This window comes from Bradyrhizobium sp. CIAT3101 (assembly GCF_029714945.1).
Classification (GTDB): domain Bacteria; phylum Pseudomonadota; class Alphaproteobacteria; order Rhizobiales; family Xanthobacteraceae; genus Bradyrhizobium.
This window is the reverse complement of the sequence record NZ_CP121634.1, coordinates 3,122,547-3,145,414: the sequence shown is the minus strand read 5'-3', so window position 1 is coordinate 3,145,414 and position 22,868 is coordinate 3,122,547. Positions and strand designations below refer to the sequence as shown.

23 protein-coding genes are annotated in these 22,868 nt (G+C 64.0%); 11 read left to right on the top strand and 12 right to left on the bottom strand.

Annotated elements, in window-relative coordinates:
• Window positions 1-23 precede the first annotated feature (23 nt).
• The gene (gene rfaD / locus QA645_RS14680) at window positions 24-1,004 is read right to left on the bottom strand and encodes an ADP-glyceromanno-heptose 6-epimerase (protein WP_283051075.1); all 981 of its coding nucleotides are present in this window, start codon (window positions 1,002-1,004) and stop codon (window positions 24-26) included.
• A gap of 173 nt (window positions 1,005-1,177) precedes the next feature.
• On the opposite strand from rfaD, the gene waaF reads away from it, so the two are divergent.
• Both waaF and QA645_RS14670 read left to right on the top strand, forming a co-directional pair.
• Window positions 1,178-2,248: a lipopolysaccharide heptosyltransferase II gene (gene waaF / locus QA645_RS14675; RefSeq protein ID WP_283051074.1), complete on the top strand. Its 1,071-nt coding sequence runs from the start codon at window positions 1,178-1,180 to the stop codon at window positions 2,246-2,248.
• Window positions 2,241-2,786 (top strand): HAD family hydrolase, encoded by a 546-nt coding sequence (locus tag QA645_RS14670; protein ID WP_283051073.1) that lies wholly within the window; start codon window positions 2,241-2,243, stop codon window positions 2,784-2,786. The genes waaF and QA645_RS14670 overlap by 8 nt, the downstream gene beginning before the upstream one ends.
• Here QA645_RS14670 and QA645_RS14665 read toward each other — a convergent pair.
• The 3 genes from QA645_RS14665 to QA645_RS14655 all read right to left on the bottom strand — a co-directional run bounded on the left by QA645_RS14665 (window position 2,783) and on the right by QA645_RS14655 (window position 4,758).
• Window positions 2,783-3,166, bottom strand: a complete 384-nt coding sequence (locus QA645_RS14665) for an XRE family transcriptional regulator (protein ID WP_309143711.1) — start codon at window positions 3,164-3,166, stop codon at window positions 2,783-2,785. The two genes, QA645_RS14670 and QA645_RS14665, sit on opposite strands and share 4 nt — an antisense overlap.
• On the bottom strand, window positions 3,166-3,462 hold the full coding sequence (locus QA645_RS14660; protein WP_283053201.1) for a type II toxin-antitoxin system HigB family toxin: 297 nt from the start codon (window positions 3,460-3,462) through the stop codon (window positions 3,166-3,168). Before QA645_RS14660 ends, QA645_RS14665 begins: the two co-directional genes overlap by 1 nt.
• A gap of 258 nt (window positions 3,463-3,720) precedes the next feature.
• Window positions 3,721-4,758, bottom strand: a complete 1,038-nt coding sequence (locus QA645_RS14655; protein WP_283051072.1) for a glycosyltransferase family 4 protein — start codon at window positions 4,756-4,758, stop codon at window positions 3,721-3,723.
• A 125-nt stretch (window positions 4,759-4,883) separates the two neighbouring features.
• Here QA645_RS14655 and galE point away from each other — a divergent pair, with 125 nt between their 5' ends.
• The 3 genes from galE to QA645_RS14640 all read left to right on the top strand — a co-directional run bounded on the left by galE (window position 4,884) and on the right by QA645_RS14640 (window position 8,557).
• The gene (gene galE / locus QA645_RS14650) at window positions 4,884-5,897 is read left to right on the top strand and encodes a UDP-glucose 4-epimerase GalE (RefSeq protein WP_254194567.1); all 1,014 of its coding nucleotides are present in this window, start codon (window positions 4,884-4,886) and stop codon (window positions 5,895-5,897) included.
• Between the two features lie 119 nt (window positions 5,898-6,016).
• Window positions 6,017-7,819, top strand: coding sequence for an ABC transporter ATP-binding protein (locus QA645_RS14645; RefSeq protein ID WP_283051071.1), 1,803 nt, complete (start codon window positions 6,017-6,019; stop codon window positions 7,817-7,819).
• Window positions 7,820-7,855: 36 nt separating this feature from the next.
• Entirely contained in the window at window positions 7,856-8,557 is a 702-nt protein-coding gene (locus QA645_RS14640) for a fumarylacetoacetate hydrolase family protein (protein WP_254194569.1), read from the top strand.
• Window positions 8,558-8,632: 75 nt separating this feature from the next.
• On the opposite strand, the gene QA645_RS14635 is transcribed toward QA645_RS14640, so the two are convergent.
• Window positions 8,633-9,091 (bottom strand): nuclear transport factor 2 family protein, encoded by a 459-nt coding sequence (locus QA645_RS14635; protein ID WP_283051070.1) that lies wholly within the window; start codon window positions 9,089-9,091, stop codon window positions 8,633-8,635.
• 134 nt (window positions 9,092-9,225) lie between these two features.
• Between QA645_RS14635 and QA645_RS14630 the strand changes: the two genes are divergently transcribed.
• Together QA645_RS14630 and QA645_RS14625 are read left to right on the top strand one after the other, a co-directional pair.
• Window positions 9,226-10,038: a uridine kinase gene (locus tag QA645_RS14630; protein ID WP_283051069.1), complete on the top strand. Its 813-nt coding sequence runs from the start codon at window positions 9,226-9,228 to the stop codon at window positions 10,036-10,038.
• Window positions 10,039-10,051: 13 nt separating this feature from the next.
• The gene (locus QA645_RS14625) at window positions 10,052-10,879 is read left to right on the top strand and encodes a molybdenum storage protein subunit alpha (protein ID WP_283051068.1); all 828 of its coding nucleotides are present in this window, start codon (window positions 10,052-10,054) and stop codon (window positions 10,877-10,879) included.
• 167 nt (window positions 10,880-11,046) lie between these two features.
• On the opposite strand, the gene QA645_RS14620 is transcribed toward QA645_RS14625, so the two are convergent.
• The 3 genes from QA645_RS14620 to QA645_RS14610 form a co-directional block, all read right to left on the bottom strand.
• Window positions 11,047-11,976 carry an aspartyl/asparaginyl beta-hydroxylase domain-containing protein gene (locus tag QA645_RS14620; RefSeq protein ID WP_283051067.1) on the bottom strand — a complete coding sequence of 310 codons (930 nt, stop codon included), beginning with the start codon at window positions 11,974-11,976 and terminating at the stop codon, window positions 11,047-11,049.
• 144 nt (window positions 11,977-12,120) lie between these two features.
• Window positions 12,121-12,276 carry a hypothetical protein gene (locus QA645_RS14615; RefSeq protein ID WP_014493894.1) on the bottom strand — a complete coding sequence of 52 codons (156 nt, stop codon included), beginning with the start codon at window positions 12,274-12,276 and terminating at the stop codon, window positions 12,121-12,123.
• Window positions 12,277-12,423: 147 nt separating this feature from the next.
• The gene (locus QA645_RS14610) at window positions 12,424-13,347 is read right to left on the bottom strand and encodes a LysR family transcriptional regulator (protein ID WP_283051066.1); all 924 of its coding nucleotides are present in this window, start codon (window positions 13,345-13,347) and stop codon (window positions 12,424-12,426) included.
• Between the two features lie 204 nt (window positions 13,348-13,551).
• On the opposite strand from QA645_RS14610, the gene QA645_RS14605 reads away from it, so the two are divergent.
• From QA645_RS14605 to QA645_RS14595, 3 genes are read left to right on the top strand one after another with little or no spacing between them, the layout of a single operon-like run.
• On the top strand, window positions 13,552-14,262 hold the full coding sequence (locus tag QA645_RS14605) for an SDR family oxidoreductase (protein WP_283051064.1): 711 nt from the start codon (window positions 13,552-13,554) through the stop codon (window positions 14,260-14,262).
• A gap of 15 nt (window positions 14,263-14,277) precedes the next feature.
• The gene (locus QA645_RS14600) at window positions 14,278-14,514 is read left to right on the top strand and encodes a 4-oxalocrotonate tautomerase family protein (protein ID WP_283051062.1); all 237 of its coding nucleotides are present in this window, start codon (window positions 14,278-14,280) and stop codon (window positions 14,512-14,514) included.
• Window positions 14,515-14,544: 30 nt separating this feature from the next.
• Complete coding sequence (locus QA645_RS14595; RefSeq protein ID WP_283051060.1) at window positions 14,545-15,774, top strand: YbfB/YjiJ family MFS transporter; 1,230 nt, start codon at window positions 14,545-14,547, stop codon at window positions 15,772-15,774.
• 14 nt (window positions 15,775-15,788) lie between these two features.
• Here the strand turns inward: QA645_RS14595 and QA645_RS14590 are convergent, their stop codons facing one another.
• From QA645_RS14590 to QA645_RS14575, 4 genes are all read right to left on the bottom strand, one after another.
• Window positions 15,789-17,249: an NAD(P)/FAD-dependent oxidoreductase gene (locus QA645_RS14590; protein ID WP_283051058.1), complete on the bottom strand. Its 1,461-nt coding sequence runs from the start codon at window positions 17,247-17,249 to the stop codon at window positions 15,789-15,791.
• Window positions 17,250-17,409: 160 nt separating this feature from the next.
• The gene (gene ahcY, locus QA645_RS14585; RefSeq protein WP_254132698.1) at window positions 17,410-18,831 is read right to left on the bottom strand and encodes an adenosylhomocysteinase; all 1,422 of its coding nucleotides are present in this window, start codon (window positions 18,829-18,831) and stop codon (window positions 17,410-17,412) included.
• A gap of 116 nt (window positions 18,832-18,947) precedes the next feature.
• Window positions 18,948-20,144, bottom strand: coding sequence for a methionine adenosyltransferase (metK, locus tag QA645_RS14580; RefSeq protein WP_254132699.1), 1,197 nt, complete (start codon window positions 20,142-20,144; stop codon window positions 18,948-18,950).
• A gap of 59 nt (window positions 20,145-20,203) precedes the next feature.
• Window positions 20,204-21,559 (bottom strand): hypothetical protein, encoded by a 1,356-nt coding sequence (locus QA645_RS14575; protein ID WP_254135466.1) that lies wholly within the window; start codon window positions 21,557-21,559, stop codon window positions 20,204-20,206.
• Between QA645_RS14575 and QA645_RS14570 the strand changes: the two genes are divergently transcribed.
• Window positions 21,504-22,841 (top strand): aspartyl protease family protein, encoded by a 1,338-nt coding sequence (locus QA645_RS14570; protein ID WP_283051056.1) that lies wholly within the window; start codon window positions 21,504-21,506, stop codon window positions 22,839-22,841. The two genes, QA645_RS14575 and QA645_RS14570, sit on opposite strands and share 56 nt — an antisense overlap.
• The last annotated feature ends 27 nt before the right edge of the window (window positions 22,842-22,868 follow it).

Sequence of the window (22,868 nt, the reverse complement as noted above, 5' to 3'; positions counted from 1 at the left end):
TTGGGCCTCAGATCCTTGGGGCCTTATCGGAAACGGTCGGGCCGGTCGAGATAGTCCCCGACATAGGCCTTCACTGCGTCCTCGAGCGTCGTGAAGCCGCCGTTATAGCCGGCGCGGTGGAGACGATCGACCTTGCTCTCGGTGAAATATTGATAGCTGCCGCGGATCTGCTCGGGCATGTCAATGTATTCGATGTTGGCCTTCGTACCGAGCGCAGCATAGGTCGCGAGCATCAGATCCTTGAAGCTCCGCGCCTTGCCGGTGCCGACATTGAACAGCCCCGACACCGCAGGCGTCGCCAGCAGCCACAGGATCACGCGCACGACGTCGTCGACATAGATGAAATCGCGACGCTGGTCGCCGTCGGCGATGCCGTCGCGATGCGACTTGAACAGCTGCACGACGCGGCCCGCCTTGACGTCGTCGAAGCGACGCGCCAGCACGCTCATCATCATGCCCTTGTGGTATTCGTTCGGGCCGAACACGTTGAAGAACTTCAGGCCCGCCCATTGCGGCGGCAGGGAATCGCCGTTCGCGACGCGCCCGGCGACCGCGAGATCGAACAGCTGCTTGCTCCAGCCGTAGAGATTCATCGGCCGCAGCTTCTTCAGTGCCGGCAGCGAGGCGTCGTCGTCGAAACCTTCCGTACCGTCGCCATAGGTCGCGGCCGACGAGGCGTAGATCAACGGCACGGCGTTGGCCGTGCACCAGTCGAGCAGGCGCATCGAGAGGCGGAAATTGGTCTCGATCACCAGATCGCCGTCGGTCGCGGTGGTCTCGGAAATCGCTCCGAGATGGATCACGGCGTCGAGCTTGCGCCCCTTCAGCCAGTCGGCAAGCTCGGCCGGCGGAACGATATCCACAAGCTGCCGCTTGGCGAGATTGCGCCATTTGCCGTCGCTGCCCAGGAGATCGCAGATCACGACGTCGCTGCGGCCCGCGTCGTTGAGCGCGGCCACGACATTCGATCCGATAAAACCGGCTCCGCCGGTCACCAGCAACATTCCAACCACCCTGCCCGATCTTCGCTGCCCGATACCTGCCCTAGCGCATCATCTACCAAAGTGTAAGCATTTTGGGCCTGACGCTCGCGGCTCGCGCTTCTGCCCGCTTTACCTGCCGGCCCGGAGCGGCTAACCGAACCGCCACATCAGGGCGCCCGCGGCACAATTAACGAATGAACAGCGATTCGCAATTTGGCGGAAATGAGGATCGGAGCGACACGAGCCCGATCCTGATCGTCCCTTATATGTGGATCGGCGATTTCGTCCGGAATCACACCGTCGTGCGTGTGCTGAAGGAGCGATGGCCGAATCGGCCGGTCGATCTCCTGACCACGTCGCTGTGCGCGCCCCTGGTCGACTACATGCCCGGCGTGCGCGCTGGGCTCGTCTGGGACCTGCCCCGCAGCCGCCTTGCCGTCGGGCGCCAGCTTGGCCTCGCCCGGCTCCTGCGTGAGCGGAACTACGGCACCGCCCTGGTGCTGCCCCGGACCTGGAAGGCTGCCATTGCGCCGGCGCTGGCCGGCATCCCGGAACGGGTCGGCTTCGTCGGCGAGTTCCGGTTCGGCCTGCTCAACCGCTGGCGCTGGGGCGAGAAGAAGCTGCCCCGCTTCATCGACAAGAACGCCGCGCTGGCCCAGCCCGACGGCGCGCCCCTGCCGCCGGAATGGCCGGTTCCGCAATTGCGGGTCCCTGCTGACGAGATCGCCCGCTGGCGCCAGGCCAACGGCCTCAGCGCCGGAGCCGCCGTGGCGCTCGCGCCAGGCTCGGTCGGGGTGTCGAAACGCTGGACCTATTATCCGGAGGCCGCCCGCCTGCTGGTTGAGCGCGGGCTGGAGGTCTGGGTGGTCGGCGGTCCCGCGGAAAAGGGCCTCGCCCAGGAGATCGTCGCGGCCGGTGGCCCGCGCGTCCGCGATCTCACCGGCAATGATCTGCGCAACGGCGTTCTCGCCATGGCCGCGGCCGGTGTCGCGATCTCGAACGATTCGGGCCTGATGCATATCGCGGCCGCGCTCGACACGCCCACCATGGGCATCTTCGGCCCGACCAGCCCCTATCTCTGGGCCCCGCTCAACGGCCTCGCCGCGACCGTGGTCCAGACCAAGAGCGTGCTCGCCTGCCAGCCCTGCCAGAGCACGATCTGCAAAATGAACGACCACCGCTGCATGCGGGATATCGCGGCGTCGGAGGTCGTCGAGATCGCAAGAGACGTGCTGGCAAGGACGCAAGGACGTGCAAATGTCTGACGGCCGCGCGGCGAAGCCCGCCGCATTCCTCGATCGCGACGGCGTCATCAACCTCGACGATGGCTATATCGGCACGCGAGATCGCATCCGTTGGACGGAAAACGTCGCCAGGGCCATTCGCCGCCTCAACGAAGCCGGCTATTGGGTGTTCGTCTTCACCAACCAGTCCGGCGTCGCGCGCGGCCTCTACAGCGAAGCCGATGTGAACGCATTGCACGGCTGGATGCGCGACGAGCTCGCCCGCGACGGCGCCGGGATCGATGACATCCGCTTCTGTCCGTATCATCCGCAGGGAACGGTCGCCGCCTACAGCAGGGAGCACGACTGGCGCAAGCCGGCGCCCGGCATGTTGCGCGATCTCATCCAGCACTGGCCCGTGCAGCTCGACGGCAGTTTCGTCATCGGAGATCAGCCGAGGGATCTCGAAGCCGGCAAGGCGCTTGGACTGCCGGGCTTTCTCTTCGAAGGCGGCGACCTCGATGCGTTCGTGGCTGAGGTGATCAGTAGCTTGAGTGGCCCAGTCAGCGCACCCGACTAACCATATGCGCGCCCAAGCTCATATTGAGCCGTCAGAGCACCAATTGGAATGCTCCATTCCTTGGCAATGGTGCGGATCATTTCCAATGTCAGTGGACGGACGCGATTCAAGATTTCGGATGCCCGATTGCGTCCAATCAGAGCCGCCAATTCTGCTTGCGATCGTCCCATGGACTCGATTGCGAAATGGAGAACGTCGACTGGATCGCCGTGAGTGGTTGCGAAGTGATTGTCTTCGTACTCCTTGATGAGCGACGACAAAACTTCGAATCGATCACCGTCGGGCGTGCCGGGCGTTGGCTCGACCTCGAAATAACGAGATACTTCGCGGATCGCCCAGTCATAGTCGTGTTCATTGTGAAGGGGCCTTACGTCCATCATCACACCGTCTCCGCGTCTATTCCATCGTACTCTTCGTGCGTGCCGACAAACTTGATGAGGGCCTTTTTGAACTTGTAGGAGAAATGAACCACTAGGCGATACTTGTTGCCGCCGATGTCGAAGATAGCTCTGTTGTCTCCAACAAAGTCCACGTTGTTTCCAAATGCCTGTTTGAGGTCTGCCGGGCTCTTCCAGTCCCCCTTGGAAACGATTTCGTACCAAGTACCCAGCGGCGTCTCCGCTTGGGGGTATCGCTCCCAGAAGGCCTTGAGTGCCCTTCTAGCAATTACGTTCATTGCCATAGCACGTTCCCAAAATGGGATCAATTCAAATTCCCAAGACGGGAACAAAGTCTCTGCGCGCAACATGAGCGCGAGAGGTGCCCGACGGCACACAACTTTTGCGATCATGACTGTCTAAAGGTGTTTTGCCCGACGAGTCAAATAAATTTCGTAAAATCCGCAATCGTATTACCCCAGCACTGACGAGCTATTGATGCCGCCGGCACGCGCTACTGTGCATGGGGTTGTTTTCACGTTTTTGTCCGCGCTCAATCAGAGCAACGGACGATAGACCTCGCCGATCCGCGCCGCCTCGGCATTAAGGCTGAACTTGGCGAGCACCCGCGCCCGCCCCTGCTCGCCCATCGTGGTCGCCAGAGCCACGTCGCGCATCAGCGGCTCGAGCGCTACAGCCAGCGCCTCCGCATCACCGGTCGGTATCAGCACGCCGCTCACGCCGTCCTCGACCACGAGCTCGGCAGCTCCAGCGCGGGTGGCGACCAGCGCGCTGCCGGCTGCCATTGCCTCGATCAGCGTCAGGCCAAAGCCTTCGTTGCGCGAGGTGAAGGCGTAGATCGTCAACCGCTGATACCAGCGCTGCACGTCTTCGATCGGCAGCTCGCCGGTGATGACGATGCGCGATTGCAAGCCGGCTGCCTCGATGCGCTTCTTCAGATCGTTGGCGAAGGGCGTCTGCTCGGCCGTGACTTGTCCGACGATCACGGCCGTGAAATCCGGATAGCGCGGCAGCAATCGGCACATCGCATCGACGAACACATCGGTGCCCTTCTGCGCACGCACGCGGCCGAAGCAGCCGACGGCGTAACGACCGGGCAGCGCGGCTTCCGCGAACGCCGCGGCGCGATCGACCGGCGGCGCATAGACGTCGGTATCGACGCCGTGCGGGATCACCGTCGCTTTGACTTTGAGGAACGAGGCCGAGATGTCCGATGTCGCGATGATCGCGTCCATCTGCCGGATCAGCCAGCGCGTGATCCAGCTGTGATGCCGCTGCGCCGCCGAGGTGAACACCAGCTTGAGCGGCCAGCCGAGCGCGCGCAACGCGACGCCCGCGATCATCTCGTTGTTGCGGCGCGCATGCCAGATCAGGGGCGACTTGCGGCGCCATAGTTTCAGGACATCGGCGACGCCCAGCCGCGCAATCCCCTCCGGCGCGTCCGATCCGAACCACGCGGCGCGATAGAGTTTTGCCAGCCGCGGCGCCACCATCCGGTTGGTCGCGGTGACCCCGGAATAGCGCCTGTGCAGATTTGGCACGATCACTTGCAGATCGCCCGGGAAATTCGCCACGTCGTGCTCCGTTTCGCAAAGTCCTATACGCAACATTAAGCATAGTGACCAGTTCAGCCGGCCCGAAACCCCCTCTTCACCGCGCAAACGTTAACTTGGTGCGTTGATCGAAGACGGGTGAGATCATGACTGTGCTAGTCACCGGCGGCGCCGGCTATATCGGAAGTCACACGGTCCTGGCGCTGGCGGAAGCCGGCGAGGACGTCGTCGTGATCGACGATCTCTCCACCGGTTTCTCCGCTTATCTGCCCGAGGGCGTTCCGCTGTTCATCGGCGATGCCGGCGACGAGAACCTGCTCGAGGGCGTGATCGCCCAGCACAACATCGAGAGCATCATCCATTTCGCGGGCTCCGTGGTCGTGCCGGATTCGATGCGCGATCCGCTCGGCTACTACCGCAACAATTTCATGACCGCGCGCAATCTGCTCAACGTCGCGGTGAAGCGCGGCATCAGCCGCTTCATCTTCTCCTCGACCGCCGCCGTCTACGGCAATCCGGACCAGGTGCCGGTGCCCGAACACGCGCCGACGCGGCCGCTGTCTCCTTACGGCTCGTCCAAGCTGATGACCGAGATCATGCTGCACGACGTCGCCGCCGCCTACGGCATGCAGTACGTGACGCTGCGCTATTTCAACGTCGCGGGTGCCGATCCGCAGGCCCGCATCGGGCTTGCCACCGTCGGTGCCACGCATCTGCTCAAGATCGCGGTGGAAGCCGCGACCGGCCAGCGCGCCAAGATCGACGTGTTCGGCACCGACTACCCGACCCAGGACGGCAGCTGCATCCGCGACTTCATCCACGTGACGGATCTGTCGCAGGCGCATCGCTCCGCGCTCGCCTATCTGCGCAATGGCGGCGCCTCGACGACGCTGAACTGCGGCTATGGCCGCGGCTATTCGGTGCTCGAAACCATCGACGCCGTGCGGCGGGTGTCGGGCCGCAGCTTCGCCGTGCAATACGCCCCGCGCCGGCCCGGCGACATCATGACCATGGTCGCCGACACCAGCCGCATCCGCGGCCTGCTCGACTGGAAGCCGCAATACGAGGACCTCGAGACCATCGCGGCGCACGCGCTGGCCTGGGAGGACAAGCTGTTCCGCGAGCGCCATGGCGAGCTCCGCCACGCCGTCTCGGCCTAGAATCCATCCGGACGCAAGCCCTTAATTGGGCTTGAAAACCGTAGCTTTAGCGGGCACAGAGGCCATTCGATCCCTGACGCGCGGGCAGGCTTTTCGCCTTGGCCGTCAATGGACTACGGATGGCCCAGTTTCCAAAGAAAATCACCGACGATCCCTATGAGGCAATGGTCCTCATTCGCCGCCTCGTGGCGGAACAGGGGATCATCTACTGGCGGCGCTACCTCGTTGCCTTTGCGCTGATGGCGGCGGCCGCCGGCTCGACCGCAGGCGCGACCTACGTGCTCGGCCAGGTCATCAACCAGGCCTATGTCGACAAGAACATCCCGGGCATCGCGATGTTCTCGGGCATCACGGTGATCCTGCTGTTCATCAAGGGCGTGGCGACCTACGGCCACATGGTGATCCTGACCAAGATCAGCAACGCCATCCTCGCCACCAACCAGCGCCAGCTGTTCGCCAAGCTGATGCGCGAGAGCGTCGGCTTCTTCTCGGAGCGGCATTCATCCGAATTTCTGGCGCGGCTGACGGCCGGCGCCAAATCGATCACCGACGTGCTCAACATGCTGGTCAACGCCATCGGGCGCGACCTGCTGATGCTGCTCGCCATGATCGGTGTGATGGTGTGGCAGGATCCGCTGATGTCGCTGATCGGCCTCGTCGCGGTGCCGCCGGCGATGCTGGTGCTGCGCAAGCTGGTCAAGCGCATCAAGGGCCTCGCCTACAACCAGTTCACCGGCACCGCCGACATCCTGGAGACGATGCAGGAATCGCTGCAGGGCATCCGCACGGTGAAGGCGTTCACACTCGAAGACACCATGCAGAGCCGCATCGACGAGAACATCGCGATCGTCGAGCGCAACGCCAACAAGATGGCCCGCGTCGCCAACCGCTCCAACCCGCTGATGGAAATGCTCGGCGGCTTCGCGGTCGCCGGCTGCCTGCTCTATGGCGGCTACAGCGTGGTCGCGCTCAACGCCACGCCCGGCGCGTTCTTCTCGTTCATGACCGCCTTCCTGATGGCGACCGAGCCCGCCAAGCGGCTGGCGCGGCTCAACATCGACCTCAACAGCCAGCTCGTCGGCGCGCGCATGCTGCTCGAAGTCGTCGACAGCCCGGCCAGCGAGCATTCCGACGACGACAAGCCGGCGCTGAAGCTCTCCGAAGCAAAGATCGAGATGCGCGACGTCAGCTTCTGCTACCGCGCCAACGAGACCGTGCTCAACCGCATGAGCTTCATCGCCGAACCCGGCAAGGTCACCGCGCTGGTCGGCCCCTCCGGTGGCGGCAAATCGACCGTGCTGGCGCTGCTGCTCCGCTTCTACGAGGTGACGCAAGGCGACATCGTGATCGACGGCCAGTCGATCGGCGCGGTGTCGCGCAAATCGCTGCGGGCACAGACCGCCTATGTCGGTCAGGACGTCTATCTGTTCCGCGACACCATCCGCAACAACATCGCCTTCGGCAAGCCGGGCGCGAGCGAGAACGAGATCATCGAGGCGGCGAAGGCGGCCTGCGCGCACGATTTCATCATGGGTTTCCCGCTCGGCTACGACACGCCGGTCGGCGAGCACGGCACGCAGCTGTCCGGCGGGCAGCGCCAGCGCATCGCGGTTGCCCGCGCGCTGATCAAGAACGCGCCGATCATCCTGCTGGACGAAGCCACCGCCGCGCTCGATTCCGAGTCCGAACGGCAGGTTCAGGAGGCGATCGAGCATCTCTGCCAGAACCGCACCACCATCGTGATCGCGCATCGTCTGCACACCATCATGCACGCCGACGCGATCCTGGTGGTCGAGGGTGGCGAGATCGTCGAGCAGGGCCGGCATGAAGAGTTGCTGCGCCGTGGCGGCCGCTACGCCTCGTTCTTCCGCCTGCAGCACTACGACACCGGCGCGCTGGCGCCGATCAGCGCAACCGCATAGAGTTCCCTATCAACCCAAGAGCAGCGAGACCGCTTCATGAACGCCGCCTCCTATGTCATCCCGCTTCCGCCCCAGGCTTCGCTCCCCGTCGTCGGTGAGGCCGGCCGTTATCCGGTTCGCCGCATCTGGTGCGTCGGCCGCAATTATCTCGAGCACATCCGCGAGATGGGCAATGACGAGCGCGCGCCGCCGTTCTTCTTCGCCAAGCACGCCGACATGCTCGTGCCCGATGGCGCCACCATCCCCTATCCGCCGCTGACCAAGGACCTGCATCACGAGGTCGAGCTGATCGTCGCGCTCAAGAGCGGCGGCCTCAACATCCCCGCCGAGAAGGCGCTCGATCATGTCTACGGCTATGCCGTCGGCATCGACCTCACCCGCCGCGACCTCCAGATCGCCTCGCGCAAGAAGGAGCGTCCGTGGGAGATCGGCAAGTCGTTCGACGGCTCGGCGCCCGCCTCCGCCATCCAGCCGGCCTCGAAGATCGGGCATCCCACCAAGGGCAAGATCTGGCTCACGGTCAACGGCAAGGAAGCCCAGACGGGCGACCTCGAGCAGATGATCTGGAACGTGCCCGAGACGATCTGGCAGCTGTCCCAGCAGGTGAAGCTCGCTGCCGGCGACATCATCATGACGGGCACGCCGGCCGGCGTGTCGCAGCTCCAGCCGGGCGACAAGCTCGAATGCGGCGTCGACGGCGTCGGCACGCTGAAGGTCAGCATCGGCCAGCCGGAATAAGCTGCACGACATCTGGAAATCGAAAGGCCCCGGACCTGTCCGGGGCCTTTTGCATGTCGAACGTGTGATCGCGATCTACCAGGCCTTCACTGGCCGATTCGCGTGGCTCGTCTGCGGCACGCCGCGATTGAGCGACATGTGCGAATGCACGCACAGCCAGCGATCGCCATCTCTCGAAAAGATCATGGTCGCCCGGCCGGGGCGCGGAAACGCGCTGCCGTCGGGATGATAGCCCGTGCTCGTCCACGGTGCGATCACGGTCGTCGTCATGCCATCTGGTGATGCCAGAACCTGGGTCTGCTCGAGCACGAAGCGGAAGTCGGTCGTCTTCGGCCAGACATTATTCCATTGCGTCGTGACCCACTGGTCGAGGCCGGGGATGACGTCGTTATGCGTCCCGAACGCGAGTACGTCCGGATGGAACAGCGGTCGCGCCGAGGCATAGTCGACCTCGCGGACAAACCCTGAGAAGGTCTCCAGCCACGCGCGGAAGAATTGCACGGTCTCGGTGTTCGCAAGTGGCAATTGGGCCATTGCCTGCTCCATGTTTGGCCGGTAAATCGCGACGAACCTTGTTGCCATGGACCGGCCAGTGCAGCAAGATTCGCGTGTCGGGACCGGAGGGTCCCACCGCAGAGACCGCATCAGAAAACGAGAGGATGTCTCGGATGTCGAACACGATCACGGAGCTCGAGGGGCTGCTGATGCAGCGCCCGCTCACCGACCCACAGCTTGTCGCCGCGGCGGAGAAAGCTTCGGACTTCCGCATCCTGCCGGATGCAACGGTCATCAAGATCGGCGGGCAGAGCATGATCGATCGCGGTCGCGCCGCGGTCTATCCGATCGTCGAGGAGATCGTTGCGGCCCGTAAAGCCCACAAGCTCCTGATCGGCACCGGCGCCGGCACCCGCGCGCGGCATCTCTATTCGATCGCCGCCGGGCTTCGCCTGCCCGCCGGCGTGCTGTCGCAGCTCGGCGCCTCGGTAGCCGACCAGAACGCCGCGATGCTCGGACAGCTCTTGGCCAAGCACGGCATCTCCGCGGTCAGCAGCGCAGGACTCTCGTCCGTGCCGCTGTTTCTCGCCGAGGTGAACGCCGTCATCTTCGCAGGCATGCCGCCCTATAGCCTCTGGATGCGGCCCGCGGCGGAAGGCGTGATCCCGCCCTACCGCACCGATGCCGGATGCTTCCTCGTCGCCGAGCAATTCGGCTGCAAGGCGATGATCTATGTGAAGGACGAGAACGGTCTCTACACCGCGAACCCGAAAACGTCAGAGAAAGCGACCTTCATTCCAAAAATCTCGGTGGCCGAAATGAAGGCCAAGGGTCTACAGGATTCCATCCTGGAATTCCCGGTGCTCGATCTCCTCACCGCAGCGCGCCACGTCCGCCAGGTGCAGGTCGTGAACGGCCTCGTTCCCGGCAATCTCACCCGCGCGCTCGCGGGCGAGCATGTCGGCACCATCATCACCGCGAGCTGAAGAGAGCACCGTCATGGCTGACACCAACCAGATCAAGCACGTCGCCTCGCCGCTCGCGCGCCAGACCCTTCTGGACAGCGATCTCACCCGCCCCGTCGCCGGCAATCGCCCGATCAAGCTGCTGCCCTGGCTGCAGGTCATCAAGATCGGCGGCCGCATCATGGATCGTGGCGCTGAGGCCATCCTGCCGCTCGTCGACGAACTGCGCGCGCTGCTGCCCGAGCATCGCCTGCTGATCCTGACCGGCGCCGGCATCCGTGCCCGCCATCTCTACAGCGTCGGTCTCGACCTCGGCCTGCCGGCCGGCTCGCTCGCGCCGCTCGCCGCCAGCGAGGCGGGTCAGAACGGCCACATCCTGGCGAGCCTGCTCGCGCCCGAGGGCGTCTCCTATGTCGAGCACGGCACCATCGCGAGCCAGCTCGCGATTCATCTTCAAGCGGCGCGCGCGGTCGTCGGCAGCGCGTTCCCGCCCTACCACCATCACGAGTTCCCGACCGCGCGCATCCCGCTGCATCGCGCTGATACCGGCGCCTTCCTGCTCGCCGACGCGCTTGGTGCCGCGGGTTTGACGATCGTCGAGGATGTCGATGGCGTCTACACCACCGATCCCAATGGCGCAGACGGCAAGAAGGCCGAGCTCTTGAAAGAAACGAGCTTCGCCGAACTTGCGAAGCTCAAGGGCACGCTGCCGTTCGATCCCGCGCTGCTCGAGGTGATGGCGAATGCACGCCACATCGCGCGCGTGCAGGTGGTGAACGGCCTCGTGCCGGGCCGGATCGGCGCGGCCCTGCGCGGACAGCATGTGGGGACAATCATTCAGACGGGTGCCAAGCCGGCGTAGCGATGTGGCAACGCTCACAAACAACAAAGCCCCGGAGGATGCTCCGGGGCTTTCTTGTAGGGCGGATTAGCGAAGCGTAATCCGCCAACGCATCGCGCCGCATCACCCATGCCAATTGCCGATGCGGCCGAGTGGCGGATTGCGCTTCGCTAATCCGCCCTACGCACCTACGTCAGCGCCGAATACACGATCAGGCCGAGGATCAGAGCCGTCACCGAGTACTTCAGCGTGTAGTAGACGTTGCGGTTCCACTCCTTGACCTTGCGGCTGCCGAGATGGATCTCGTAGAGCTTGCCGAACACCTTGTTGAGCACGCCGACGCTCTCGCCTTCGACGTTCTGGGTCGCCGACGCCTTGACGATGTGATGGCTGACCCAGCGGTTGATCGCGGTCATGAAGCCGAACTTCATCGGACGCTCGACATCGCAGAACAGGATGATGCGATTGACGTCAGTCTGGTTCTCGGCGCTGTGGATGAAGGTCTCGTCGAACATGAAGGCCTCGCCGTCGCGCCAGACGCATTCGACGCCGTCAACGAGGATGCGGCACTTGTTCGAGTTCGGCGTGACGAGGCCGAGGTGATAGCGCAGCGATCCGGCAAAGGGATCGCGATGAGCGCCGAGCTTGCCGCCCGGAGGCAGCATCGCGAACATGGCGCCGTGCACGCTCGGGATCGACTTGAGCAGCTCCACCGTCTTCGGGCACAGCGTGTTCGCCGAGGGCAGGAAGTCGTCGTACCATTTCAGGTAAAAGCGTTTCCAGCCGCTCTTGAAGAATGAGTAGAAACCCCAGTCGTTGTTCTTCGCTGCCGCGCGGATAAAGCCTTCGTCGAACAGGCGGACGGCCTCGTCGCGGATGGTCTCCCAGTTCTCGCTGAGCGGCTTCAACTCGGGAAACTGCTCGACCGAGATGACAGGCTTGTTCGGCACGGCCGAGCCCGCATACATCAGCACGTTATAAGGTGCGAGATAGGTCGAGTGATCGCCGAGCTGGCGCGCGAAGCGCAACCGCTGCTTGCCCCGAAAGTGAACGTAAATCGTCGATGCCGCCAGCACATACAAAATGACAAGCTGCGGCGCAAAAAGCTGTTTCAGCATTTCCCCAAATCCCGAGTAACCCAGCCGGGGACGTGATCTACCGCGGCCGGCCCCCACCGGCAAGATATTCACCGGGGGGTTGCGGTCACGCTGGGGAGAGCTCGGGGACGGAACCCGGGCTAAAATGAACCGAAATCGGCCGAATCACGCCCGGGACAGCGCCTGGAGGCCCTTGAAGGTCAGGCGCTTGGGGTCGGTGACGCCGGCGAGATAGAGCCGGCGGATAAACGCGATGACGGCGTCGCGGTCGCAATCGGTCAGCGCGACGACGGCGTCGACCGCGATCTTCTGGGCTTCCATTGGGCTCACCTCGGCCTTGCGAGTAACCCCGGCCGAGACAGGCTAGGACTCATCCGTTAATCCGGCGTTAACCGTTCGGAACCATCGCCGATTCAGCCCGGCGGCCGTATACGCAAAACAACGCATTGGCAGAAGCGGCGCGACACCTCAGCGAGCGCCAATGCTCTTCCTGAACTGTGCAAAGTGCTTCTTCAGACGGGGCACGGCAAAATCGGCGAAGGCACGCACCTTCGGCACCGAGAGCCGGCCCTGCGGCGAGATCAGGTTCGCCGGCATCTCCGGATCCTCGTCGCTCGCAAGCAGGACCTCGAGTTCGCCGCGCGCGACCTGCTCGGCAACTTGATAGGAATACATCCGCGCGATGCCGCGCCCGGCCACCGCGGAGGCGACCGCCGCATAGGTGCTGTTGACCATCAGGCGCGGCGTGAACTGAACCGTCCGCGGCACCGTTGAATTCCTCGACGGCGCGAAGGTCCATGAATTCGGCAGATGCGCCATCGCCACGATCTGGTGTTTGGCGAGGTCGCCTGGCTCCGCGATGCGCGGATGCTGCTTCAGATAGCGCGGCGCGGCCACCACGACCCGCCGGACCTCACCGAGAGGCAACGCCACCATCGCTGAATCCGCAAGCGGACCGATGCGAAGCGCGATATCGACCCCCTCCTCGATCAGGTTGACCGCACGATCGAACAGCAGCAGCTTTGCCGAAACGGTCGGATAAGCGTCCAGAAACGCATCCAGGATCGGGCGCAACACCATCTCGCCTGACACCACTGGCGCCGTGATCGTCAGCAGACCCCGTGGCGCCGCGCGCGGGCCGGCCGCAATGGCGTCGGCCTCTTCGAGTTCGGTCAGCACGCGCCGGCAGATAGCGGCATAGCGCTCGCCCTCCTCGCTCAGCTTGATCGACCGCGTGGTCCGGTGCAGCAGCTCGGCGCCGACCTGCCCCTCCAGGAAGGCGATGGCGCGGCTCACCGCGGCCGGCGAGCGACCGAGCTTGCGGCCTGCGGCGGCCAGGCTGCCCTCGTCCACCGCAAGGACGAACACCTTCATCGCATCCAGACGATCCATGCCTTCCCGCTGCCCCGTGAAATTCCAATGACAAATTAAGCCCTTGCCCCAATCGCGACAACTGCTGCCGGACGCCGGTCCGGCATTCATACGCGCCGCGAAAGAGTGTCTGCCGGGCAGCGTGTATTCGCGAGCAGGCCTCCGCGGCGTACCTCAATGCCCAAGCCAGCCGGTGCTGGCGCGGATCAACAACAGGAGCCCGTCATGGGTATCGAGCAAAAGGTCGCCATCATTACCGGTGCATCGCAGGGCATCGGCGCTGCCCTCGTCCAGGGTTTTCGCGATCGCAATTATCGCGTCGTTGCGACGGCGCGCTCCGTCAAGCCGTCCGGCGATGACGATGTCCTTGCCATTCCCGGCGACATCGCCGACCGGAAGACTGCGGAACGCGTGGTTGCGCAGGCCGTCGCCCGCTTCGGCCGCGTCGACACGCTGGTCAACAATGCCGGCATCTTCGTCGCAAAGCCGTTCACGCAGTACACGGCCGAGGACTATGCGGCGGTGATGGGCACCAACGTCGCCGGCTTCTTCAACATCACGCAGCTCGCCATCGCCGAGATGGAGAAGCAGGGTTCTGGCCATGTCGTCCAGATCACGACCACCCTGGCCGATCAGGCCAACTCGAACGTGCCCTCGGTGCTGGCCTCGCTGAGCAAGGGCGGACTGAACGCCGCGACTAAATCGCTTGCGATCGAATACGCCAAGCGCGGCATTCGCGTGAACGCGGTTGCGCCCGGCATCATCAAGTCGCCGATGCACCCGGTCGCGACGCATGCCCAGCTCGGCGCGATGCACCCGGTCGGTCACATGGGCGAGATGTCCGACATCGTCGATGCCGTGCTCTACCTGGAGCAGGCGAGCTTCGTGACCGGCGAGATCCTGCATGTCGACGGCGGCCAGAGCGCCGGCCACTGACCGCGGAGCAGCACCATGCCCATCGTCACCATTCAAGTGACCCGAGAAGGGACGACGCCGGGAACGGCGTCGCTCACGGCGGAGGAGAAAGCCGCGCTGATCAAGGGCTCGAGCGAGCTGTTGCGCGACGTTCTCGGCAAGCCGCTCGATTCCACCTTCGTCGTGATCGAGGAAGTCGACACCGACAATTGGGGCTGGGGCGGCCTGCCCGTGCCGGAATTCCGACGGCGCCGCGCGAGCCAGACAGGATGATCCGCGCGCCATCGTGCGCAGGAGGATGCCATGACCAACGCAAACACGAAGCAACACATCGAGACCCGGCTGCACCCGCAGCCGGGATCAGAATCACAACGAACCTGGCGCTATGCGGTAGCAGGCCTCTCTGCATCGCTGGTCGGGCTTGGCCTCGCCCGCTTCTCCTACACGCCGCTGATCCCGGCGCTGATTGCCGCGAAGTGGTTCAGCGCGTCCGACGTCGTCTATCTCGGCGCCGCGAACCTCGCCGGCTATCTCGCGGGCGCGCTCGCCGCACGGGCTGTCGCGGCGCGCGTTGGCGCAGTTCTCGCGCTGCGGGCGATGATGGTGCTGGCGACGCTCTCGTTCTTTGCCAGCTCAGCGCCTGTGTCCTTCACCTGGTTCTTCGCCTGGCGATTCCTCTCCGGGCTCACCGGCGGAATCATCATGGTGCTGGCGGCGTCCGTCATTCTGCCGCACACCTCGCCCGCCCGGCGCGGCATCGTCGGTGGCGTGATCTTTGCGGGCGTCGGTCTCGGTGTCGCGGCATCGGGCACGCTGGTGCCCCTGCTGCTGCAACAGGGCCTGCAGCAGAGCTGGGTTGGCCTTGGCGTCCTCTCGGCCGTGCTGACGCTCGCGAGCTGGTGGAATTGGCCTGCGGACACTACGACTGGCGCTTCGCCCGCGCATCAAGCAAAGCACCATCGCACGCCGACTGCGGCCCGTGCGCTGCTGATCCAGTATGGGCTCAACGCGGTGGCGCTGGTGCCGCACATGGTTTTCATCGTGGATTTCGTGGCGCGCGGTCTCGGCCAGGGCATTGCGGCCGGATCGCGCTATTGGGTGCTCTACGGCCTCGGCGCCATCGTCGGTCCGCTCGTCACCGGTCATCTCGGTGATCGATCCGGCTTCGGCCCGGCGCTGCGCGCGGCCTTTTTGATCGAGGCGGCCGCCGTGCTGCTCCCCACCGTCAGCACCGCGCCGGCGTCACTGATCGTGTCGAGCATCGTGGTCGGCGGGTTCACGCCGGGCATCGTGCCACTGGTGCTCGGACGCATCCACGAGCTTGTCCCGCACTCGAGCGAGCAGCAGCGCGCGACATGGAGCCACGCCACCACCAGCTTTGCGCTATTCCAGGCTGCCGCGGCTTACGGCTTCTCCTGGATCTATGCGAACACCGGCGGCGACTATCTGGTTCTGTTCGCGCTCGGCGGCGGTGCCGCGGTGCTGGCGCTCGCGATCGACCTTGGCCTCGCGCTCACCACGCGCAAGGCATAAAAGCGGCGGCGTAATCAGGTATATCGCATCACGCCGTCGTCGATGCGGCCGAAGCGCAACGAGACGATGTCGAGCGCATAGTTCTGGTACAACCGCCACGGCTGTTTGGAGCCCTGCTTCGGCATCTTGGCGACCGAGCGCTGCACATAGCCCGAGGTGAAATCGAGCGAGGGCTGTGCGGTGATCTCGGGGTCGTCATTGTGCGGCATGGCCTGGCGGAAATTATGCCGGTCCATGTAGTTGATGAGACGGCAGACATATTCGCAGGTGAGATCGCATTTCAGCGTCCAGGACGCGTTGGTGTAACCGAAGGCCGACGCCATGTTCGGCACGTCGGCATACATCATGCCCTTGTAGGTCAGCGTGTTGGCGAAATCGACGGCACGACCGTCGACGCTGACATCCAGGCCGCCGACGACCTGGAGCACCAGCCCCGTCGCCGTCACGATGATGTCGGCCGCAAGCTCGCTGCCGTCCTTCAGGCGGATGCCGTCGTGGGTAAAGCTGTCGATCTCGTTGGTGACCACGGCGGCGCGCTTTTCGCGGATCGCCTTGAACAGATCGCCGTCGGGCACGAGGCAGAGCCGCTGGTCCCAGGGGTTGTAGCGCGGCGTGAAATGGGTTGCGATGTCGTAGTCGGGGCCGAGCGCCATCCGCACGCCACCGAGGATCAGGTTCTTCACCTTGTCCGGCCGCCGCCGGCTGAGCTGGAAGAAGAACATGCCCCACATCACGTTGCGCCAGCGGATCAGGTGATAGGCCAGCCGCGCCGGCAGATTACGGCGCAATTTGTTGGCGACGGGATCCTGCGCGGGACGCGACACCACATAGGTCGGCGAGCGCTGCAGCATGGTGACCTGCGCCGCTGTCTTGGCGAGCTCCGGCACCAGCGTCACCGCGGTCGCGCCCGAGCCGATCACGACGACGCGCTTGCCCGCATAGTCGATGTCCTCGGTCCATTTTTGCGGATGCACGATGCGGCCGGCAAAATCGGCGACGCCCTTGAACTCCGGCGTATAGCCCGCCTCATATTTGTAATAGCCGGAGCACATGAACAGGAAATTGCAGGTGAAGCGCACCAGTTCGGTCGCCCCCTCGCCCGTGATACGCTCGGCCTCGACGGTCCAGCGCGCCTCGGGCGTCGACCAGGCCGCGCGCTTGACGCGATGGCGGAAGCGGATGTGCTTCTCGATGCCGTTTTCGGTCGCGGTCTCGCGCACATAGTTCAGGATCTGCGGCCCGTCGGCGATCGCCTTTGGATCGGTCCACGGCTTAAAGGAATAACCGAGCGTGAACATGTCGCTGTCGGAGCGGATGCCGGGATAGCGAAACAGGTCCCAGGTGCCGCCGATGCAGTCGCGGCCCTCGAGAATGACGTAGCTCTTGCCCGGGCACTTGGTCTGCAGATGATAGCCCGCGCCGACGCCGGACAGGCCGGCACCGACGATCAGCACGTCGAAATGTTCTTGTTGCATGGTTTCCTCCGCCGGCGGGGATAGTCCGCCCGTCGCAGCGGCCCGTCAATCGGCAATTGGCCGCCCAGCAACTGGAAAGCGAGTCGAATTCCATGCGCCGAAACAACAAAGCCCCGGATCGCTCCGGGGCTTTGCGTCGTTGATCTCTGCGATCAGCGGCTCAGTAGCGGTAGTGGTCGCTCTTGTACGGGCCTTCCTGCTTCACGCCGATATAGTCGGCCTGGTCCTTGCGGAGCTCGGTGAGCTTGACGCCGATCTTGGCGAGGTGGAGGCGCGCGACCTTCTCGTCGAGCGACTTCGGCAGCACGTAGACTTCCTTCTTGTACTTGCCATCCTTGTTGTTGGCGTACAGCTCGATCTGCGCCAGCGTCTGGTTGGTGAAGGACGCCGACATCACGAAGGACGGGTGGCCCATTGCGTTGCCGAGGTTCACGAGGCGGCCCTCCGACAGCATGATGATGCGGTGCTTGTCGGGGAATTCGATCTCGTCGACCTGTGGCTTGATGTTGGTCCACTTCAGGTTACGCAGACCCGCAATCTGGATCTCGTTGTCGAAGTGGCCGATGTTGCAGACGATGGCGCGATCCTTCATCGCACGCATGTGCTCGATGGTGATGATATCCTTGTTGCCGGTCGCGGTGACGAAGATGTCGGCACGGGGCGCGGCGTCTTCCATGGTCACGACCTCATAGCCTTCCATCGCCGCCTGCAGCGCGCAGATCGGATCGACTTCGGACACCATCACGCGGCAGCCGGCCTGGCGCAGCGAGGCGGCCGAACCCTTGCCGACGTCGCCGAAGCCCGCGACCATCGCGACCTTGCCCGACATCATGACGTCGGTGCCGCGGCGGATGCCGTCGACCAGCGATTCACGGCAGCCATAAAGGTTGTCGAACTTCGACTTGGTGACGCTGTCGTTGACGTTGATGGCCGGCCACAGCAGCGTGCCCGCCTTCTGCATGTCGTAGAGACGATGCACGCCCGTGGTTGTCTCTTCCGAAACGCCCTTGATGCTCTCGGCGATCGCGGCGAAGTAGCCCTTCGGTTTTTCCTTGAGCTGCTTCTTCAGAAGCGCGAAGAAGACTTCCTCTTCTTCCGAACCGGGCTTGTCGAGGAAGGCGGTGTCGCCCTTCTCGGCGCGCAGGCCGAGATGGACGTACATGGTGGCGTCGCCGCCGTCATCGAGGATCATGTTCGGGTGACCGCCGCCGTGCCAGTCGAACAGCTTTGCGGTGTAATCCCAGTAATCCTTCAGCGTCTCGCCCTTGACCGCGAACACCGGAATGCCGGCGGCCGCGATCGCCGCCGCAGCGTGATCCTGCGTCGAATAGATGTTGCAGGAGACCCAGCGAATGTCGGCGCCGAGCGCTGCCAGCGTCTCGATCAGCACGCCGGTCTGGATGGTCATGTGCAGGGAGCCGGCGATACGCGCGCCCTTCAGCGGCTGCTTCGGGCCGTACTCTTCGCGGGTGGCCATCAGGCCGGGCATCTCGGTCTCGGCGAGCGAGAGTTCCTTGCGGCCGAAATCGGCGAGCGAGATGTCCTTGACGATGTAATCGGTGAAGCCGGGCTTCGCGTTCATTGCGAGTGTCCTGTTGTTGAACGGGCATTCCGGGACGCCTCCAAGAGGAGCCCCGGAATCGCGACGTGAGGATTAAGGATTCCGGATTCGCGCGAACCCGGAATGACGTACAAAAATTAGACCGCGCGCTTGAGCGCTTCGACGAGATCGGTCTTCTCCCAGGAGAAGCCGCCCTCGTTGTCGGGCGTGCGGCCGAAATGGCCGTAAGCCGAGGTGCGCGCGTAGATCGGGCGGTTGAGATCGAGATGGCTGCGGATGCCGCGCGGGGTGAGGTCCATCGCCTTGGCGGCGGCCTTCTCGAGCTGGTCCTCCGACACCTTACCGGTGCCGTGGGTGTCGATGTAGATCGACAGCGGACGCGCCACGCCGATGGCGTAGGCGAGCTGCAGCGTGCAGCGATCGGCAAGACCGGCGGCGACGATGTTCTTGGCGACGTAGCGGGCAGCGTAAGCCGCGGAGCGGTCGACCTTGGTCGGATCCTTGCCGGAGAACGCGCCGCCGCCATGCGGAGCCGCACCGCCGTAGGTGTCGACGATGATCTTGCGGCCGGTCAGGCCGGAGTCACCATCGGGACCGCCGATGAAGAACTTGCCGGTGGGGTTGATGTGCCAGATGGTCTTCGGCGTGATCCAGTCCTTCGGCAGCGCTTCGCGCACATAGGGCTCGACGATGTCGCGGATCTGCTTCGACGAGATGTCCTCGACCAGATGCTGGTGCGACACCACGATCTCGCGCACGCCGACCGGCTTGCCGTTCTCGTACTGCACGGTGACCTGGCTCTTGGAGTCCGGACCCAGCACCTTCTCCTTGCCGGAGTGGCGCGCTTCGGAGATCAGGCGCAGGATCTTGTGGGCGTAGAAGATCGGCGCCGGCATCAGGTCGGGCGTCTCGTTGGTGGCATAACCGAACATGATGCCCTGGTCGCCCGCGCCCTCTTCCTTGACTTCGCCCGGCTGCAGCGCGTCGACGCCCTGAGCGATGTCGGCCGACTGCGGATGCAGCAGGATCTCGATGTCGGCCTTCTGCCAGTGGAAGCCGTCCTGCTCGTAACCGATGTCCTTGATGGCATCGCGCACGACGCCCTCGATCTGCTCGTTGGTGACGGACGACGGACCGCGCGTCTCACCGGCGATCACCACCTTGTTGGTGGTGGCCAGCGTCTCGCAGGCGGCGCGGATCTGCCAGGGATCGATGCCGGCCTTCGGCCCTTCCCGGTAGAACAGGTCGACGATCTCATCGGAAATCCGGTCACAGACCTTGTCCGGATGGCCTTCGGACACGGACTCGCTGGTGAAAAGATAGGACGCGCGCATCAGTAACCCCTTGTTCCGCCGCTTCAGGCGGAGTTTGCGATGTTTACCCTTGGATTATGTCAATCACGCCGGCGCGAGATGACGTAGGATTCGTCGAGAAACCAGAGCCCGTTGTACTTTCGCAGCACATCCCTGGCGGCATCCAGAGTGCGGCCGTTTTGAGTCATATCTGTCAACCGGTCGTCCTCAATCTGAGCGACATACACCGCCGCATTCCACGCTGCAAAGGCTGTCGAGGTTCCGATGGTACCCGTCACCTCGTTGGGCAGCGCTTCCATATCATACCTGAAGATCGAACGGTTATCCGCGTAAGCATTAAAATTTAAGTCGCGGCCCAACGACCCAAGCTCATACTTCACGGCGCGCAATAGCTCATGGCGGCTCACCGAGAAAGGATTTTCTCCGGGCCAGATCGCCTGGATCATTTCCATGCCGGGATCGTGACCATGGGAGTGAATACCGATCAGGCGGCCGCCCGGCCGCAACGCCCGCGCCAGCGGTGCAATGATCCGTTTGGCCCGGAAATTGACCGAGGACAGCGCCCGGTATGGCTGGGATGCAATGACGAGGTCGAAATTGGCCTCGGTCTGGCCCGGCCGCGGAATGGTCGAATCCAGCAGGAATCGGTGGTCCTCGCGATAGAGCACCAGCACCACCGGCCGCTCATACAGCGGCATGGCGGTGCGCGGGCTGATCGCGGCACGCCAGTTCTGCTCCAGGAACGGTCGCAGCTCGGCGATCTGCTGCTCGAATTCGCCCGATGAGCCCCCCCGCAGCGGGACCTCGTGCCAGACGGTGGCAGCGGCGGCCGCAGGCGACGCGGGCGTCAGCCAAGGCGCCTCCGAATAGAACATGTTGGTGAAGACGAAAACCGACGCCGGATGCTCGAAAATGCGGTCCGGCACCTTCTCCAGCGTCAGGCGCAGATCCTCGAGACTGAGCTCCTTGCCGGCCACGTAGAACGGCATGTGCGGGTAGCGCTGGTGCGTGGCGCGCAGCACCCGCGCCAGCACCGTGCCGTCGCCGACACCGGCATCGAAAATGCGCAACGCCGGGGGCCGCGGATGGATGCTGGCGAGTTCCAGCGCAACGCGCTCCGCAACCACCCGCTTCTCGCTGCAGGTGTGGACAAACAGCAGATATTTCTGCCGGTTCTCGAAGAAGCGGAAATTGCCGCGCGGATCGCGCTTTTCCGGCGGCACCTGAAGACCCCGCGGCGGCGGCAGGCCGCCCGTCGTGGACGCGGCGATATAGGCCTGGATCCGCTCCAGCGTGTCGATGGTGATGCGCTTGCCCTCGCGCAGCCGGTGCACGAGCTTCCCATCATTCACCGCACGCCGGCCAAACGTCGATTCCGCCATGTCCGCCTTGCGGCAGAACTCGGTGATTTGGCTCAGGATTTCGTCGTTTTTCATGAGTGGGACGGCGGTGGGCAGGAATGTTGGGCACGGCCCTCCTAGCAAATTCTGCCCATTGAGGGAATACCCCCTGGAATTGCTCAACAGCCGATCGATCGGCCGTACCACGCTCCGGGACACCCCCATCGTGCGTTTGGCCGCCCCCACACTTCCCGGTATACGTAGCGAACGGGGATGTTCGGGGCAGGATATGTTGAGGTCATTGTGGCTCGCCGCTTGTGTTCTGGCGGCAGTATCGGGCGGCGCACGCGCAGGTTATCTGGACGACAATCCCGACGAAGTGTTCGCATCCGTCTATGAAAGGATCGGCGTCCTGCCCGTTGCGGCCGCGCGCGACCCATTCATCTGGCTGCGCCTGGAAGAGCTGAAGCGCGAGCCGTGCGACCAGAAGAGCATCGGCGATCTCGCGCTGACGCTGGACAAGCTCGGCTACCGTCGGCAGGCCGCTGATGGGCTCTACAAGTTCGTCATGAATTGCGGCGCGCCGATCACGGCACTGCATCGCTCGATCAACATCTATCTCAAGCTCACGGATTATCCCCGAGCGGTCGAGGTCGCCGACGAGTTCATCCGGCGCGCACCGACCAATCACGACGCGCATTACTTGCGGGGCGTCGCGCTTGACGGCGTGCAAGACTACCGCCGCGCGCTGGCCGATTATTCCGATGCCATCGAGCTCTATGGCACGGACAAGAAATCGATCTCGAGCCGTGTCTTCCTGCGTATGGCAGGCGCTTATGCCGCTCTCAAACAGTTCTGCGAGGCAACAGCGCCAATCAGTCTATGGGTCGCGCTCGATCCGGCCGCCCGCGATACCAGCCAGACGCGGAAAATCATCGCGGACTACGAGAGCCAGGGCAACTGCGTCGCCTCAACCGAATCCCGCAAGGAAAGCTTCCCTCTGCGCGGGGGAAGGGACGTCGTCACAGTGAAGGCTGCGATCAACGGCGTCTCCGGACTGTTCATCCTCGATACCGGCGCGAGCTACGTGTCCGTGAAGGCCGCGTTTGCCGACCGCGCCAAGATCTCCGACGCAGGCGCCAGTGAGATCACGCTCATAACGGCCAACGGCCAGATCAAGGCGAAGCTATCCAGGGCCGACAAGGTTGCGCTCGGCAAGCTGGAAGCAACCAACGTGCCCGTGGCGGTTCAGACGACGGATGACAAGAGCTTCGGCGCCGGAGTGGATGGCCTGCTCGGCATGAGCTTCCTGTCGCGATTCGAAGTGCAAATGGCCGGCGGCTTCATCGAGGTCCGCACCCGCCAACCGAAGAAGTAGGCCTGCCCTCGCAACCCACGGGATCTG